We start from the raw sequence: 16,896 nt of genomic DNA on the forward strand, positions 1-16,896 counted from the left end.
GAAGGTGCGGTCAGACGAATTCGAACCAGTCTCTGTTAGGCCAGCGACGCTGTCCTTTATTGCGCGCCAAGTTCGCGCCACTCGGCAAGAGCGGCGGCACGGTTGAGTTTGAAATTCGTTCGACTTGAGAGGCTGCGTTCCTGATTAAAATGATTGTAGACGGATGCGTGAACGGATGCGAATTTCTGCAAACTTCGCATGCGCCGGAAGCGGAGCATCGCCCTCTCTCGTCGTCGAAATGGCAGGTGTGAATTTTCTGCTCGGTTGTTCAGCCAGCGGCCTGTTTCCTGCCTGTCTGCGGCGCCGATCTCTTTCAGCGTAGCACCATATGAGCGCAGCAGATCCGTGACGATCACCTCGGGCCGACCATGCTTACGCATTGCTTTCTTTAAGAATTTCAATGCCGCCTTCTTGTCGCGCGTCTTCGTGACGAAGCTTTCCAGAACTTCGCCTTCATGATCGACGGCCCGCCAGAGGTAATGCTGCTCACCGTTGATCTTGACGAACATCTCGTCCAGATGCCACCGCCATTGGCTGGATTTCATACCCTCGATCCGTCGCTTTCGGATCTCGGACGCAAACATCGGGCCGAACCGGTGCCACCAAAATCTCACAGCCTCATGACTGACATCGATGCCCCGTTCGTGGAGCAAATCTTCCACATTTCGAAGTGAAAGCGGGAACCGGACGTACATCATCACCGCCAGGCGGATAATCTCACGGCTCGTTTTGAAGTAGCGAAATGGATCAGGTTTGGTCATCCGGTGAGGCTACGAAACCGCCCTGCCCGTCTCAAGCGATTTTGCTCTGACAATGCCCACGTCGACGTTTTGTGCGGTGACTACATGAACGTGGTGCTTCGCAATCAAGCGGCCATCGTTGCCGACAGGAAGTTTCTGGAGCGCGAGGGCCCCAACAACTTCTACTCCGTTTATCGCTGCCACAATTACCACTTCAAGATCTACGGAGCGATGTTCCTTGGCCAACCGAGTGCAGCGATAGAAGCGGCGGAAGAATTGATTGCGACATTACCCGGGGAGACCCTTCGCCCTATGGCCGACTGGTTCGAAGGTTTCATCCCTATGAAGCAACATGTTCTGATCCGGTTCGGACGCTGGCAAGAGATACTCGATCAGGATCTGCCAGTGGATGAAGAGCTTTTCTGCGTCACTACCGCCATGATGCGGTACGCGCGAACCGTTGCCTTGGCGAACCAGCAAAAGATCACTGACGCCGAGAGTGAAAAGGTAAAATTCTATGAAGCTTTGGATCAGGTGCCTGAAACCAGAATGCTGTTCAACAACGCGTGCCGCGACATCTTGAAGGTTGCCGAGCAAATGATGCTAGGTGAGCTAGCGTATCACAAGGGAGAGCACGAGAGCGCTTTCGAGCACCTGCGTAGATCGGTCGAGATTGATGATACGCTACCCTACGACGAACCCTGGGGTTGGATGCAGCCCACTCGGCATGCGCTCGGCGCTCTATTATTGGAGCAAGGCCATATGGTGGAAGCGGAAAGCGTTTATCGCGCCGACCTTGGACTGGATGCAACGCTTAGCCGGGCCTGCCAGCACCCAGGCAATGTCTGGAGCTTGCACGGCTTGTACGAATGCCTGAATCGGCGCGGTGAAACGGTTGAAGCGCCCCAAATAAAACTACAACTGGACAAGGCCACTGCCCGAGCCGAAGTGCCAATCAGGGCGTCATGTTATTGCCGGCACAAGGCTTTGGCAGCCGAGTAATCGGCTACCAGAAGGACAGTCTGGGTTAAAAGCAACGTCTACTTTATCCGCAATGCGGACTTCAAATCGAGTTGGTCGAATGGCCGCATAGAATCCAAAACTCAAAAATGCAGCGCCCTATCCAATTGCCGCTAGGCACCAACATCGTTGACTCTGCTCTCTTGTGTGCTTTATCGCTGGCGTCATGATCGGATCGTTCTTCGCATCGCAGAGCTATTACCCTCAGCTTCGATAGCTGCGGGTTATTCATCATTGGTTTTCCGCTGCCCCTAACAGCGGTCAACAAACAATCGACCTTGTGCCGGGCGGCAAATTCAAAGGTCGACAAATGAACAGCAACAGAAGTCAAAACAAGTCGCTAGGTATCGTGGGGTTTGGTGCGTTCGGACAACTCGCCGCCTTTCATCTCGGTCAGCACTTCGAGATATCGGCCTACGATCCGTCCGCGGACGTCGCCAAGGTCGCGAAGAAACTCGGGGTGCGTCTTTCATCAATGCACTCAGTATCGCAGTCTGATGTGGTCCTCATTTCGGCACCAGTGGCATCATTTGAGCGGGTTGTCAGCGAGATTGCAGTTGCTTGTAAACCTGGCGCGCTGATTGTTGATGTAGGCTCAGTAAAGGTAGTTCCCTCGGAAATCATGCGGCGGCGGCTACCGAACCATGTAGACATAATCGCGACCCACCCCTTGTTTGGTCCTCAGAGTGCTGCAACAGGTATTAAGGGTTTAAAAATTGCCGTCTGCCCCATTCAGGGAAGGCAACATGCCAGACTTGCTGCGTTTTTGCGCAAGACACTGGGTCTGACTGTCATCATCACCACACCAGAAGATCACGACCAAGAAGCGGCAGTAGTCCAAGGGCTCACGCACCTCATCGCCAAAGTGCTTCTGAGAATGGGACCGCTGCCAACGCGCATGACCACGAAGAGTTTTGACTTGCTGTCTGAGGCGATTTCCATGGTTCAGCACGATGCGCCAGAAGTATTCGAAGCGATTGAGAAGGCCAATCCCTACGCCGAGACCGTGCGACGGCAGTTTTTTGATTTGGCCGCAAGTCTGAGTGTAGAGCTGGAGGCAGCAATTGATTAGACCGCCACAACAAAAGCGGACATTGATTAAGCGGCACCAAACGGCAGCTTCGTCCGCAACTCGGACATAGACCCGATTTTGCTGAACGTCCGGTCCTGGTGAAAGCAGACATCGCTCAGCATCGCCCCGATTTCGTCGGCTCGAACGTCTGCTTCTGCCGTAAGCGGTCGTTTGAACTAACCACAGAAACAGACCGTCCTGCGTCCAGAACTACCGTTGCCACACGGACCGATCGAAGCGTGTGTCATGCTGCTTGACCGGTTCTGGAATTTGAGTTTCCTGAACGATTTATGTCCGTGTGCGGGAAGAACTCTGACCACACATGCCAGAAGAGACCTGGCTTTACATCCGGCGATCGTTGGAGTTGTCCTTGCGGTGTCGCTCCAAAGAAATCGATTTTGGAGACCGGCTCTCCGGTATCGTTCACCCACACGCTCAAACTCTCATAGATAGGGTCCCAAGCAAGAACCAGAGCCTGACCGCCTACCTCTGTGTTTATGAGATTGCTATTTGCAACGACGAAATCGTCGGTCCAACAACAAGCATCTTCCCCGATGTTCACTCCCCACACGTATGACTTCGTCGGAAGCCTTGGATCGATAGAACGTTCCAGATTTTGCATGATCGGTCGGGCTTCGGTGTGGTGTTTCTGAATTGTCGCGTTGAACGCCAGTTCCATGGCAAAATCCAGTAGATACAGCAGTGGGTTGGAAGGCGGTTTGTTCAGAAAGACCGTGCCGTCGGGATAAGCCTTCTGAAATCCGCGAAAAGTCATTCGAAAGGTTGGCCAAGGACGCATCATCAAAGTTGGACGGAGTGGGCACACCGGCCCGCTCGTTGCGGTATCTTGGTCTTTTGCGCGAAATCCATAGATTTGCTGAAGTGGCTCGCCCGTGTTGTTGTCTCGCAGGACAAGATTGTTGCCGTGCTGAGCCAGCACTTCCAAATCGATCTTCTGCCCTTCGACCTCAGGCGTGTAACCTAAACCAAGATTGGCAATGGCACAGAAGGTCATGACCACGTTTTCGCCGGCCAGTCCGTCTTCAGTTCCAGCTAAGTGTGGCCGCATAATCTGTGGTTGGGGGTGCGCTCGGGCCACTCCATCTTTTTCTAGTACAATTACTTGAGTGGTCGGACTGACGAATTCCTTAGCTTCTTCTATGCTGTAGTACTGTGCTGTCTCCTTTTGGTTACGCAGCCCCACGTGCACATAGATCCAGGTGAAAGCGACGAGGGCCAGGGTCAGAAACGTTCCAATCCAGAAAACCCATCCATTACCGCCAGCCAGCAACAGATACGACAGAGCAGAAACAGCCCAAGCCCCCAGCCCAATGGAAAGAAACCGGTATTCATGTCGAATGAAGCGGTCGACATTCGAGCGTTTCGTTTTCATGAAAAGCTGGGGAATGTCGCCAAGGTCGCGGAAATACAACAATGCAACCAAGATCGAGATGACCATGGATAAGTAAAACAACACGTCTAGCATCGTATCGGTCTCTCCTAAATGTGGTGCAGCCTCAATTACTCAGTTTTGCTTAAATCTAGATGGTGTTTGAGTTGCTGTGCAACCATCAACCATGCAGCAAAATGAAATGTAGAAGTATTAGAAAGACTGATCGATTTCGCGCTGGAGCCCGCCTTTCTCACTATTGCTGATCCGAAATCAAAACGAATTGGAAATGCAGAAGCAGCAAAGGAGCAGAACTATATAGCGAATGTTCCGTTCGGGCTGTAAGTTCGCAAGGTCTGCAACTCGGACACAGGCATCCGAAAACTCGTTGCGCAGTGAATGAACGACCGCTTTTCTTTCTGCGGTGTGGCTTATAAATTTGCCGATTAGTTTGCTGCGCCTGCAAGTTTCAGAGATGGAGCACTTCTGCCTTCGGCTCGGAGCCGCCGTCCGGCTGGATCGGTTGAACGGCTGCTTTGCTTTGTTACCAGTCAGCAGCCAATCAATGGATACGCTTCTGCAGTTCCCTGTCCGCGCGGATAAGTTCATTGATCGTCTTGCGCATTTCCTCGGTTTCTCTCGACCGTTCCCCATGCTTCCACGAAGGATGGCTTGGCCCAGCAGCGTGCCCACCTCTAGCCCCATGCACGCGACAAACACTCCAGCCTTGAACGGCGGGTGCCCGGCATCGCTTGCCAGTGGACTTCGCCGTTGCTGTGCATCTGGGCGCATCATTGAGCCGTTTAGTAGGGTCCATGAGGTTGTTGTCATTTTTTGTCATCCGACCGCCCCCCGTTTTGGACGTTACCAACGATTGCCTGCCCACCTTCATTGACTTCAACGCGCTCAACCCGGACGGTTTGATCCGCCTTAGATCGATACCGTTTCAGGGTTTCAACCTGGCTTGTGAAAGTCCGCGCAAGTTTATTCAGAGCCCTTTCTGCAGAGTCTTGCTGAGGGAGGGTTTCGACGTGAGTAAGCCTACGCGCCATCATCATCGTTGCCTGGTGAATCGCGCCCATTTGAATGGCCAGCATCGCTTCGATTTCATCCTGTGGCCGGACACCTGCAACAACTGACATCACGAAGTTGGATGCGGTTTCGGAGACTGAGCTGCCTTGTTGTCCGAGCACAGCCACCTGGTCCATGACGCCTTCGAAGAACCGGTAATCAACTGTACCCAACTCATGCATGGCCAAGGCACATGCCGCCTTTGGGTCTTTTTCCTTGTGCCCAACCGTGAGCCTGCGTGTATCTTCATCGAAGTCCAGCTTGATGTCTGGGGCCCGAACGCTTGATTTCTTCCGTTCCTTCAAATCCACAATCGCATTGGTCTCCGCTTCGGTAAGCTCGGAATTCTTTGTCTGCAGATCGTTGCCTTTGTCATTCTGTGTCTTGCTCATGTCCGCCTCGCGTAACAGGGAGTGGTTAGTATTAGTGTTCCGTTTCAGAACCGACGGACCGGCGAGAAACCGGTCTGACGGGTTCTGATTTGGAACCATGGGAGGTCTTTGGGTTCTCAAACGGAACCACAGAAGATGCTGACGGGTCCGTCTCAGAACCGCGTTTTGTTTTTTCGGGCTGCCAGAACCGCCAGTCATTGGTGGCCGCTTTCCTGCCGGACCGGGCCTGGGTCGCCTTGGTCGTCAACCGCCACTCATGGGCTCGACGGTGATACCAGTTGCCTTCCTGCTCCAGTACAAGGAAGCCTTTGTCCTGCAGATCATCGAAAGCACGCTGAACAGTGGCCTTACCTAGGCCTAGAATCTCTGCCGCCTCATTCATCGACACAAACACCTTGCCGTTGTTGCTGCCATTGAAGCGGGTGTGAAGCTCCAGCCAGAGCTTCACTGCAGGTCCGGACAATGCCCGCCACGCCGGGGACTTGATCATCGCGTAGGGCAGAGGGACGTACTGGCCCTCATCCGACCGTTTGCCTTTGGGAGACCGTCGCCTACTCATCGCGACACCTCCGTTGGAAATGCTCGGGCAATGCGTCCAGTTCGGGGATGTCACAGCCGATATGCGCCCGGACGAGCCGGGTCAGGCCGGATTTGGACACGCAGTACCCGAGCGTGTCCCAGGCCGCTCCCCCGGCCGGAAAATGAGGCCTCTGGCGCTGAAACAGCCATTGGATGCCATCTCGGCAGACAGAAACGCGGTAGATCCCATAGCGAAAGAGCTCACCGCTGTAATTCTCAGCAGTTTCCCGATGATCAGCTCGGGAAAGAGGGCCAGAGTCTGGCCCCCTTTCGTGACTGGCATTGGTCGATTTGGAAAAGGACGTATCAACCATGCTCGATCCGTCCTTTCCGAATATTCACTCGTTCTACAGAGTGGCTCAAAGGCGACCAGTAGTACCGGCGCTCGTTTTGTCTTGTCGGCGCGGAGCATCCTGTGGCATCAACTGGACTTGCTAGGGTGGCAGTTGATGTCACTGGAAAAGCCCCATCTCCGCGCTTGGAGTTGGGGTTTTTCATTATGCAGCCTCATTGTTGGGATCGGTGCGCCGGGCCGCCAGCCAGGCGTTCAGATCGGCGCCGTGATAGGCGATCCGCCGACCGATGCGGATGAAGGCCGGACCACACATGCGGTGGCGCCATTGAGCCAGCTTTTCCCGGTTTCCCAGCAATTGCATTTCAGGGTCTTCTGGGAAATAGACCCGGTCGTCATTGAAGACGTTTGCCATCGTTGAAATCCTTTTGGATCAGTTGCGATGGTTCCTAATTATGGGCAGCTTTGCCGTAGTGTCACCAGACTTTTTCCAGCGCATAAGCGTCTTCCAGAAGTGAGAAAACGCTTAAGCGTTTTTCCTGAACACCGCTTCGTACCTTGATTTGAAAGGCTCGTCTGAACGCAACGCTGTTCCATATTCCGCATGAGTTTTTCGCGATTTTGGGAAGTCCTTTTGTTTCTCGGCTGACTTTTCCAAGGCTTGCTCGAATATTCGTTCTTCACTGATCAAACCAACTGCGCCAGATAGTTGCTCGATTTCTTGCATCAGGATTTCGAGGTTCCGGAGTTTACGATCCCGGGATGCACGTGCCCCGGCTTCGCCAGCCTTTTTTTGGGTATTTGTTGCTAGAAATGCAGCATCTTCAGTGCCACCTGAGATAGCCTCAATTTCCTTGGTTATGTAGCCCGCAGTAAAGTCATCGTTTGTCACGAACTGCGATAAGAATAGTTTTGCTGACAGACTCACTAGAGACGAGTCAGGGAAGTGATTCAAACAAAACTCAAATTGTGCAACTGCTGACCAATTTTCGCCGAAGGTGTTTCTCATCCAAGCAACATGTTCTTCGCCCAACCAATCGAGAACACTTGGCAGAATACTGTAGTCCTTTATTGATATGACACCCGCTTCGGCTAGCGCTTCGTAACAGACAAAATGAACCGCATCGTGATCGCCAGATCCAAACATAAATGACAGCATTCCGGAGGGGTCCAGGCCTCCAGTTCCAACTATTTCTTTCAATCTCTTGGGAAAACCATAGTGGTCTCCGTAGATCATCCCAACTGGCATTGACGCTACAGCCTCTGCGGCTGCTTCTTCTGTCGCGAAATAGCTTAATCCCACGACCTCTTTGTCTAGTCCTGTCCTAGTCGTTATCCAAACTTCCCATACTGTATCTCCGTCCCTTGTTTCGCTGAAATCATCACTAAATGTGTTTTTCAGAGAGGCTACAGACGGGCCCGGGACCGCCCCCACAATGACGGGCGATGCTTCGTGACGAGTAACCTCTGTAAGCCGATTAGGCTTTGTCCATTTTTTATCCGTCATCAACTCATATCCATCTAAAATGCTAGCTTGAAACAGACTTGCACCACTCTTCCATCAATTCTCGCCGCCTTTCCAACAAATCCGACCGCGCATAGGCGCGTTCTACATCTGAACCAACCTGATGTGCCAAAGCCGCCTCCGCCAGTTCGCGCGGCGCGTTCGCCGCCTCCGCCGCCCAGTCCCGAAACGAACTGCGGAAGCCATGCACGGTGACGCCATCCTGCCGCATCCGGCGCAGCAGCATCAGCATGGACATGTTTGACAAGGGCTGATGCCGCTTTTGCCCCTCGAACACGTAGTCGGAGGCTAGGGCACGCAGCGGTTCTAGAATTCCCAGCATTTCGTCAGTGAGGGGCACGCGATGGACCTGCCCACCTTTCATGCGCTCCGCCGGGATGGTCCACAGGCGCGCATCAACGTCGACCTCGGGCCATTTCATCTCCAGCACTTCTGAGGTTCGGCAGGCAGTCAGAATGGTGAACTGCAACGCCTTCGCTGCCATGGCTGAACGGGTCTGCAACTCGGCATAGAACGCTGGCACCTCCTGCCACGGCATTGCGTCATGGTGCTGGACCTTGGCTTTGACGGTGGGCAGCACTTTACCTTCGCGGATAGCGGTCACCGGGTTCTCGCCCGAGCGGAAACCCTTGGATTTTGCCACGTCGAGCACTGTCTTGATCCGCTGAGACAGTCGCTTTGCGGTTTCGTGTTTCTCTGTCCAGATGGGGGACAGGCACATCAGCACTTCGGGCTGATCGATGCTATCCACCGGCATGCGACCGATCTTGGGGAACGCATAGTCGCGCAAGGTATTGAGCCATTGCTGTCCGTGCTTGGCATTCTTCCAAGTCGGCAGGCGGTCAATGTGAACCTGTCGGCAGAGCTCTTCGAAGGTCGGGATTTCACGCTGGGCGTTGAATCGAGGATTCAGTCCGGACTTAGCCATGCGTCGATATTCGAGGGCTCTTTCTCGAGCCTGGTTTAGTGTGACGACATCAGCGCCACCTAACCCGAAATCCGTACGCAGCGGAGCGCCCTTGCGGTTTTTCTGCCCCTTGACCGTTACACGCACGATCCAGCGCCGCGCACCAGAGGGATCAACAACAAGATACAGGCCAGAACCGTCGCCATGCCGTCCCGGACCGAGATTCTCTACCAGCTTCTTTGTCAGCCTCCCGCTGAGCGCAGCCATGAATATACCACAAAATATACCACTCAATGAAAGTATAGTGGGGTAATCGGATAAAATCCAATGAAACACGTTAGTGAGGCCACAGCCATAAAACACAAAGGTCTTAGCAACCTAGTGTGGTTCATCATAATCGGGAGAAATTACCAAGTGGCGGACCGAGGAGGATTCGAACCCCCGACCCCTTGATTCGTAGTCAAGTACTCTATCCAGCTGAGCTATCGGTCCGCGTTGGTGAGGCGCTGTTTAGACCTGCCGCCCGAGACGTGCAAGCCGATTCTTCAAAAAAAAATCAAAAAGTCATGTCCCCACGCGGAAGGCTGATTTCAAAGACAGTTCCCTCGGGGCCCGTCTCTTTCAAGACCAGATCACCCCCGTGCCCGCGCACCAACTCCTGAGAGATTGCCAGCCCCAGGCCAGAGCCGCCCTTTCGGACCCCCCCCTGGAAAGGCGTGAACAGGTTTTCGCGTGCTTTGGGGGGAAGGCCCGGCCCCGTGTCGCGGATTTCGATGCACCACGTGTCGTCGTATTCACACCCGGCAATGGTAACCCGACCAAGTTTTCCGGAAGCAACCAGGGCCTGTCTTGCATTGCGCACGAGGTTCATGATGACTCGGTACAATTGTTCGGGGTCCGCGCGGGCGACAAGCACTTCGGGCACTTCGTTCACGATCTCGATGCAGGCATCGGCAACGGCGAGCTGTTCGCTGGCCGCGACATCCGCCGCGATTGCGTGTATCGGAACCATTGTCAGAGTGGGCGCGGGCTCTTCCGCGCGGCCAAACGCCAATGTGCTTTCACAAAGGGACACAGCCCGGGTGATGGAATTCACCAGTTTTGGTGCCATCCGCCGCACCAGCGGATCATCGCTGGCCTCGATCCGGTCCGTAAACAACTGCGCCGACGTCAAGATATTGCGCAGGTCATGGCTGACTTTGGCTACGGCCCCCCCCAGCTGCGCCAGCCTTTCTCGCTGTCTAAGCGCCTGGGTCAGGTCAGTTTGCAGCATCTTCAGTGCTTCCTCGGCCTCGCGCAGCTCCGTTACCTTCGAATTCGGTGTGATTATGCCACGCGCGTCCTCTGGCGCACTGGCATAGCGCTGCATGTAGCCGACAACGCTTTTGATGGGGCGCACAAGTACAACGCGCACAGCGAGAAACAGAAAAAACGCCGTGATGATGGAAATGACAAAAGACAGGCCGAGAATACGCAACCCGTAGTCAACCATCGCCGTTCGCAAGGGCATGCTGTCCGTGGTGACTTCGATCAGAAGGCCTGCACCCTTGACGGGTTCTCCGATGACCCGGATGACTTCGTTTTCGGGCTCAAAGAAGCGGCTGATCGCATCCCGGATCAGAACCCAGGGGCTTGCATCCCGCAAATCGAACGTGTCGCCGATTGGGCCCGGAATAGGCGACGACAACATCAGTTGCCGAACCTCATCCCGTCGCAATACGACATTATAGACGCCTGCGTTTGCCAGCAGTTCCGCCTCAAGATCTTCCGCCAGCATATCGTCCGCTAGCAAAGCCAGCGAGGCGATCTGCGCGCGTTCGAGCCTGTTCAGCAGAAAATCCTCGCGAAACCGGGCGATCGACGGGACAAAGATCAGGACTTCGGCCAACATGACGAAGACCGTCGTCAGGATCAGAAATCGGCCCGACAGCGAGTTCAATTTGCGCCCCTCCTCAGGTCAGGGAATCCAGCGCTGGACGAACCTGACCACTCGTTTAACTGTCTGATTCTCAAACAGCCTTGGCGAGAAATAAGCACCCGCCACACGTTTGTTAAGCTCTCCGATCGTCGGATAAGGTGAAACCATAGCAGCGATCTGTCCCATCTTCAGGTTATTGGCCAAAGCCAACGACCACAAGTTGATCAACTCGCCTGCCTGATGCCCGACGATTGTGACGCCGACGGGTCGGCCTTTCACCACTATGACTTTGATGAAACCTTCGGTTTTGCGCTCAGCAATCGCCCGGTCATTGTGGTGATAGTCAAAGCGAGCAATTTCGAGTTTTTCACCATGCGCTTTGCGCGCCTGAGCTTCGGTCAGTCCGACCTGGGCCAACTCCGGGTCTGTATAGGTGGCCCACGGGATATGTGCCGTTTTCGCCCTGGACGGCAGACCGAACAGGGCCGAACGAATGATGACACCTGCATGATACCCGGCAACATGGGTGAATTGCAGGCCACCTGCCACATCTCCGATCGCATAGACGCGGCGATTGGTCGTGCGCAGCGCGTCATCCGTCCTGAGGCCGGTTCTCGTGCGATCAATTCCGGCCACGTCCAAGTTCAGACGCTCAATATTGGCTTTGCGTCCGGCAGCGATCAAAAGGTGTGAGCCACGATGAATATCACCGTTTTCGGTAACGACTTCCACAGCACCTTCTGTTCCGCGGACCTGCGCGACCAAGGCGTTTTCGTGGATATCCACTCCTTCACTGCGCAGGGTATCCAGCACCACGGACGCAGCCTCGGGATCGTCTTTGCCCAAGGCTGTGAGCCCTTCGACAACCGTCACCTTGCTGCCGAGGCGTATATGGGCCTGCGCCATCTCCATCCCGATCGGGCCGCCCCCGATGATCAGCAGATGATCTGGCCGCTCTCTCAAGTCAAAGATGGTTTCGTTCGTATAATAGGGCACCGTGTCCAACCCCGGAATCGGCGGCACCAGCGGCGACGAACCGGTCGCAATGACGATGCGACGCGCAGAGATGACATGATCTCCGGCCTGCACCTTTTCTGAGGATATGAACGCGCCGTATTCGCGAATGACCTTCACGCCAAAGCCTTCGAACCGCTGCTGGCTGTCCATCGGTTCGATCTGAGCGATCACATCATGGACATGGTCCTTTACGGCGGCATAGTCGACCTGCGGGATTGTATCAGCGACGCCAAAACGAATGGAATGCGCCTGACCATAGGCCACCTTGCCGCTTGCAATCAGGGCCTTCGACGGGACACAGCCGAAATTCAGGCAATCACCGCCCATCTTGTGCCCTTCCAGCAGAATAACGTCCGCACCCATCTGGCTTGCACCAGCGGCGACGGACAATCCTCCGGACCCGGCGCCAATGACCAGGAGATCGGTTTTCAGGTCTTTCATGGCTCAGGTGCCCCTTTTCGCGCGCAGTGCTTTGAAAACGATGGGCAAGGCGGCCAATACACACAACCCGATAATCGGCCCGATCACGAACGGCTCCCACAGCAATGAAACATCAGGCATTTCCCCGCGGTCGAACACACCACCCAAACCGACTCCGATCCACGTGTACACGATACCTCCGGGGATGATGCCCAGCGCGGTCGTCAAAAGGAAGTTACGGAACTTTACACCGACCAAAGCCGGCACGAGATTGGCAACAAAGAACGGCACGACCGGCACCAGACGCAGCAGAAACAAGACCGAGATTTCGTTTTCCCGCAGACCGTCTTTCAGCCTCTTGACTGTCCCCTCTGAAGATTCCAGCCGCGACGTCAGGGCTTCGCCCAAGCCCCAGCGCGCCGCCAGAAAGATCGCCGACGCGCCGATGGTGGCAGACACAACATTGAAAACGGTTCCCGCAAAAAGACCGAAAAGAAAGCCGCCCGTCATCGAAGCCACCGCAGCACCCGGCAGGGAAAAGGCCACTATGGCGATATAAATGGCAACAAAAGCGGCAGCCATGATCCAATAGTGACCGTCCCGCCACGCCAGAAGCGCCTCGCGATTGTCCCGCAAGGTCTCGAAGGTCAGGTAATCCCCAAGTGTGAAAAAGCCGACAACGGCAACGCTAAGGATTACAAGCAGCGGAATGTGGCGCGCGAAACCGTTGCGCGGTGCATGGCTTGTGTCGGACATCAGGTTTTCCGGTTCTTTGTTCTTCATCTTGTGCCCAAGATGCGCTGCTTGGAGGGCCAGCAACAGGGGGATCACGGGGCCTTGATCTGTATGGCATCGAATGTGAGGGATTTCGGTGATAATCGGGTATTTTGAAACCTTTTGCCGTTGCCGGTTACAGAATTGTTGCAAAAGCTGCGAAAACCTGGCCGTTGGGGTTTGACTTACCCCCCGCTTGGCAGTAGAGGACGGGCTTCGAACACCACGGGCAGGCGAATCCGCGCCGCACCCGACCGCATAGATTGGAGACGGAGCGATGAAACGCACCTATCAGCCTTCGAACCTGGTTCGCAAACGCCGCCACGGTTTCCGCGCGCGCATGGCCACAAAGGCCGGCCGCAAGATCCTGAACGCACGTCGCGCACGCGGCCGCAAATCGCTGAGCGCGTAAACCGCTCACCGATCAGGTTATGAACATGACGCCGCCGGAGGCCCCTGAGGTTGGTAGGAACCACCCCGGGAATACGCCCCCGGCGGCGTCCGTTTGTGTGTCTGAACCTCTGACCGTTCTCAAGAAACGGTCCGACTTTCTGAAAGCCGCGCGTGCTCGTCGACAAGGTACGTCTTCGATGATGGTGCAGGCCCGCAAGCGTGCCCCCGGCGAGGGCAACGGGATGCGCGTAGGATTCACCTGCTCAAAGAAAGTGGGCAATGCCGTGGCCCGCAACCGTGCCAAGCGCCGTCTGCGCGAAGCCGCACGGGCCGTCCTGCCCGAGGCCGGCCGCGACGGGTGGGATTACGTGTTGATCGGCCGTGCCGAAGTCACCGCCAACCGCCCCTATGACGCACTGTTGGACGACCTGCGCTATGCGCTCCGCAAGGTGCATGCGGCAGAAAAATGACCTTCCTGTCCCATATCGTCGCCCTGCCTGTTCGGGCGTATCGGCTGTTCTTCAGCCCATGGGTCGGTTTCAACTGTCGCTACCAACCCACGTGTTCAGCCTACGCGCTTGAGGCGCTGGAGAAACACGGGGCAGTTAAAGGCTCCTATCTGGCCGCTCACCGGATTTGCCGCTGCCACCCCTGGGGCGGCGACGGGTATGATCCGGTACCTGACCACAGGCATAACGACCCTTCGTCCTGACCCCCCGTCAGACTTGACCGGTATACGCAGCGCCTGAACAGTTGGACCAGTCCAACCCGAGGTCCCGATGAAATCCCCAGCGCGCGACACCCTGCCGACCCACGATGTCCTGAACCAACCGCCCGTGCGCGGCGACACCGATCTTTGGCTGTCCGATCCGGTCCTGCAGGACGCAGCAAGAACAGCGGGCGCGCGCGCTTTGGATCTGGCGGCATATGGTAAGACGCTCGGAACCGAAGAAACGCAGGAACTGGGACGGGACGCCAACCGGCATCCACCAGAGCTGCGTCTGTTCGACCCGGGTGGCAGACGTCTGGGCGAGGTGCGGTTTCATCCGGCCTATCATCAGATGATGCAGATCAGCCAATCGGCGGGCTATGCCGCACTGGCCTGGGATGGACAGCCCGGCGGACATGCGACCCATGCGGCGATGGTCTATTTGGCAGGACAGGTCGAACCCGGGCATTGCTGCCCGATGACCATGACCTATGCAGCAATCCCTGCACTCGCTGCCAATGAACACATTGCCTCAATCTGGCAGCCAAAACTCTTGGCCCGGCACTATGATCCTTCGGAGGAACCGATCGGTCAAAAGATCAGCGCGACGCTGGGGATGGCCATGACCGAGAAACAGGGTGGCTCGGATATACGTGCCAATACGACCGTTGCGACCCGCGACGGGGATCACTGGTGCCTGCGTGGGCACAAGTGGTTCTGCTCTGCGCCAATGTCGGATGGGTTCCTGACGCTGGCGCAGGCGCCCGGCGGGTTGACCTGCTTTCTGGTTCCCCGCTGGCTCGAGGGCGAGCGCAATGCAATCCACCTGATGCGTCTGAAAGACAAGCTGGGCAACAAATCCAACGCATCCTCGGAAATCGAGTATCATGACGCGCTGGCCTTTCAGTTGGGGGAAGAAGGAGCGGGTGTGCGCACCATACTGGAAATGGTGCATCACACGCGGCTCGATACAGCCATGGCGCCGGCCGGGCTGATGCGTGCCGCGCTCAGCGAGGCGCATCATTGGGTGACCCATCGCAGCGCGTTTCAGCGCCGATTGATCGATCAACCGCTGATGCAAGCGGTCCTGTCCGACCTTGTTCTGGACTGGGAAGGCGCATTGACCTTGGGAATGCGTGTCGCGCAGTCATTTGACGGTCAAACGCCCGAAGCCAAGGCCTTCGCCCGGATCGGTGTCGCATTGGCCAAGTTCCTGAACAATAAACGCTGCCCGGTCGTCGTCATCGAAGCGATGGAAGTACTGGGCGGCATGGGTTATGTCGAAGACACACCCTTGCCCCTGATCTACCGCGAAGCGCCCCTGAACAGCATCTGGGAGGGGTCAGGCAATGTGATCTGCCTCGATATCCTGCGCACTCTGGTACGTGAGCCGCTGGCTGCCGAGGTTTTGGAGGCCGAGTTGGATACGGTGACAGGCGCAGACAAAAATTATGACGCAGCACTGACCGCGCATCGCAACCGCTGGCCCGGTCTGCCGCCTGAGGCCGAAGCGCGTTGGTACACTGAACGCACGGCACTGCTGCTGACAGCCTCGCAACTGCTGCGCCATGCGCCCGGGGCGGTGGCTGACGGTTTTATTGCCACACGTCTTTCCGGTGATAGCGGCCGCATTCCCGGATCAGTAGCCGGGTTGGATACCGACGCCCTGCTGGCGCGGCTTGGCTGACCCGCCACTTGCCCGGTTGCGCCATCTGCTGTAGGGGCAGCGCATGTTTGATGATGCAGATGATATCCACCCGCTCTTTGCTGGCGCGCCCTCGACCACCGAGTTCAAGAAACTGCGCAAACGCATCGTACGCCAAACCCGCGAAGCGATCGAGCAATACGGGATGGTGGACCCGTCCGCCCACGACAAGGACGGCAAACCGCCACGCTGGCTTGTCTGCCTTTCGGGCGGCAAGGACAGTTATACGCTGCTGGCCGTCCTCTACGAACTCAAATGGCGCGGATTGCTGCCTGTCGATCTTCTGGCTTGCAATCTGGATCAGGGGCAACCCGGATTTCCGGCCACGGTCCTGCCAGAGTTTCTGAACCGCATGGGCGTGCCACACAGGATCGAGTATCAGGACACTTACTCTGTTGTGATGGACAAGGTTCCGCAGGGCCGAACCTATTGCGCCCTGTGTTCGCGACTGCGCCGCGGCAACCTGTATCGCATTGCCCGGGAAGAAGGCTGTTCCACCGTTGTGCTGGGGCACCACCGCGACGATATTCTCGAGACGTTTTTCATGAACCTCTTCCACGGAGGCCGTCTGGCCACCATGCCGCCGAAACTGGTGAATGAAGAGGGCGATCTTTTTGTCTTCCGCCCGCTTGCCCACGTCGCCGAAGCCGATTGCGCGAAATTTGCCAAGGCCATGCAGTATCCGATCATCCCCTGCGATTTGTGCGGCAGTCAGGACGGGTTGCAACGGCAGCAGGTCAAACAAATTCTCGATCAGTGGGAAAAGAACAGCCCAGGTCGGCGTCAGGTTATGTTCCGCGCGTTAACCAATGCGCGCCCGTCACACCTTCTGGATGCGAAACTCTTTGATTTTATTAATCTTTCCGTAAACTCTGACGAAAAAACAGAAAATTTGGAAGAAATGCCGCTTCTGCGTTAACGACTGACTCAGACTGGTTTCCTAGGCTCGGCATACAATCCATGCCCAAGGCC

Annotated in this window: 18 protein-coding genes and 1 tRNA gene; 7 read left to right on the plus strand and 12 right to left on the minus strand. The window is 56.0% G+C overall.

The window, feature by feature from the left end; all coding sequences use genetic code 11:
- Positions 1 to 56: 56 nt before the first annotated feature.
- Positions 57 to 761 (minus strand): IS6 family transposase, encoded by a 705-nt coding sequence (locus D1823_RS11560; protein ID WP_117870121.1) that lies wholly within the window; start codon positions 759 to 761, stop codon positions 57 to 59.
- Between the two features lie 84 nt (positions 762 to 845).
- Between D1823_RS11560 and D1823_RS11565 the strand changes: the two genes are divergently transcribed.
- Positions 846 to 1,742, plus strand: a complete 897-nt coding sequence (locus D1823_RS11565) for a hypothetical protein (protein WP_117870123.1) — start codon at positions 846 to 848, stop codon at positions 1,740 to 1,742.
- A 298-nt stretch (positions 1,743 to 2,040) separates the two neighbouring features.
- Complete coding sequence (locus tag D1823_RS11570; protein WP_256369645.1) at positions 2,041 to 2,832, plus strand: prephenate dehydrogenase/arogenate dehydrogenase family protein; 792 nt, start codon at positions 2,041 to 2,043, stop codon at positions 2,830 to 2,832.
- Between the two features lie 244 nt (positions 2,833 to 3,076).
- On the opposite strand, the gene D1823_RS11575 is transcribed toward D1823_RS11570, so the two are convergent.
- The 11 genes from D1823_RS11575 to D1823_RS11625 form a co-directional block, all read right to left on the minus strand.
- Complete coding sequence (locus tag D1823_RS11575; RefSeq protein WP_117870127.1) at positions 3,077 to 4,318, minus strand: DUF3179 domain-containing (seleno)protein; 1,242 nt, start codon at positions 4,316 to 4,318, stop codon at positions 3,077 to 3,079.
- A 731-nt stretch (positions 4,319 to 5,049) separates the two neighbouring features.
- Complete coding sequence (locus D1823_RS11580) at positions 5,050 to 5,685, minus strand: hypothetical protein (RefSeq protein ID WP_117870129.1); 636 nt, start codon at positions 5,683 to 5,685, stop codon at positions 5,050 to 5,052.
- Between the two features lie 31 nt (positions 5,686 to 5,716).
- Positions 5,717 to 6,244: a helix-turn-helix domain-containing protein gene (locus D1823_RS11585; protein WP_117870131.1), complete on the minus strand. Its 528-nt coding sequence runs from the start codon at positions 6,242 to 6,244 to the stop codon at positions 5,717 to 5,719.
- A complete protein-coding gene (locus tag D1823_RS11590) occupies positions 6,237 to 6,578 on the minus strand; it encodes a hypothetical protein (RefSeq protein WP_117870133.1) in 342 nt (113 codons plus the stop codon). The genes D1823_RS11585 and D1823_RS11590 overlap by 8 nt, the downstream gene beginning before the upstream one ends.
- 183 nt (positions 6,579 to 6,761) lie before the next feature.
- Positions 6,762 to 6,971 (minus strand): hypothetical protein, encoded by a 210-nt coding sequence (locus D1823_RS11595; protein ID WP_058272409.1) that lies wholly within the window; start codon positions 6,969 to 6,971, stop codon positions 6,762 to 6,764.
- Between the two features lie 111 nt (positions 6,972 to 7,082).
- Entirely contained in the window at positions 7,083 to 8,063 is a 981-nt protein-coding gene (locus D1823_RS11600) for a hypothetical protein (RefSeq protein WP_117870135.1), read from the minus strand.
- Positions 8,064 to 8,085: 22 nt separating this feature from the next.
- Entirely contained in the window at positions 8,086 to 9,255 is a 1,170-nt protein-coding gene (locus tag D1823_RS11605) for a site-specific integrase (protein WP_117870137.1), read from the minus strand.
- A 148-nt stretch (positions 9,256 to 9,403) separates the two neighbouring features.
- Positions 9,404 to 9,480: transfer RNA gene (locus D1823_RS11610), tRNA-Arg, on the minus strand.
- A 64-nt stretch (positions 9,481 to 9,544) separates the two neighbouring features.
- A complete protein-coding gene (locus tag D1823_RS11615; RefSeq protein WP_117870139.1) occupies positions 9,545 to 10,927 on the minus strand; it encodes an ATP-binding protein in 1,383 nt (460 codons plus the stop codon).
- Positions 10,928 to 10,945: 18 nt separating this feature from the next.
- Positions 10,946 to 12,364, minus strand: a complete 1,419-nt coding sequence (locus D1823_RS11620; RefSeq protein ID WP_117870141.1) for an NAD(P)/FAD-dependent oxidoreductase — start codon at positions 12,362 to 12,364, stop codon at positions 10,946 to 10,948.
- Positions 12,365 to 12,367: 3 nt separating this feature from the next.
- Positions 12,368 to 13,099: a TVP38/TMEM64 family protein gene (locus D1823_RS11625; protein WP_117872864.1), complete on the minus strand. Its 732-nt coding sequence runs from the start codon at positions 13,097 to 13,099 to the stop codon at positions 12,368 to 12,370.
- Between the two features lie 295 nt (positions 13,100 to 13,394).
- Here D1823_RS11625 and rpmH point away from each other — a divergent pair, with 295 nt between their 5' ends.
- From rpmH to ttcA, 5 genes are all read left to right on the plus strand, one after another.
- Entirely contained in the window at positions 13,395 to 13,529 is a 135-nt protein-coding gene (rpmH, locus tag D1823_RS11630; RefSeq protein WP_005980833.1) for a 50S ribosomal protein L34, read from the plus strand.
- A gap of 25 nt (positions 13,530 to 13,554) precedes the next feature.
- Positions 13,555 to 13,980 (plus strand): ribonuclease P protein component, encoded by a 426-nt coding sequence (gene rnpA / locus D1823_RS11635; RefSeq protein ID WP_117872865.1) that lies wholly within the window; start codon positions 13,555 to 13,557, stop codon positions 13,978 to 13,980.
- Positions 13,977 to 14,222, plus strand: coding sequence for a membrane protein insertion efficiency factor YidD (gene yidD / locus D1823_RS11640; RefSeq protein ID WP_117870143.1), 246 nt, complete (start codon positions 13,977 to 13,979; stop codon positions 14,220 to 14,222). Before rnpA ends, yidD begins: the two co-directional genes overlap by 4 nt.
- A gap of 67 nt (positions 14,223 to 14,289) precedes the next feature.
- Positions 14,290 to 15,906 (plus strand): acyl-CoA dehydrogenase family protein, encoded by a 1,617-nt coding sequence (locus tag D1823_RS11645; protein ID WP_117870145.1) that lies wholly within the window; start codon positions 14,290 to 14,292, stop codon positions 15,904 to 15,906.
- A 43-nt stretch (positions 15,907 to 15,949) separates the two neighbouring features.
- Positions 15,950 to 16,843, plus strand: coding sequence for a tRNA 2-thiocytidine(32) synthetase TtcA (gene ttcA / locus D1823_RS11650; protein WP_117870147.1), 894 nt, complete (start codon positions 15,950 to 15,952; stop codon positions 16,841 to 16,843).
- The last annotated feature ends 53 nt before the right edge of the window (positions 16,844 to 16,896 follow it).

Source organism: Ruegeria sp. AD91A (assembly GCF_003443535.1).
GTDB lineage: Bacteria > Pseudomonadota > Alphaproteobacteria > Rhodobacterales > Rhodobacteraceae > Ruegeria.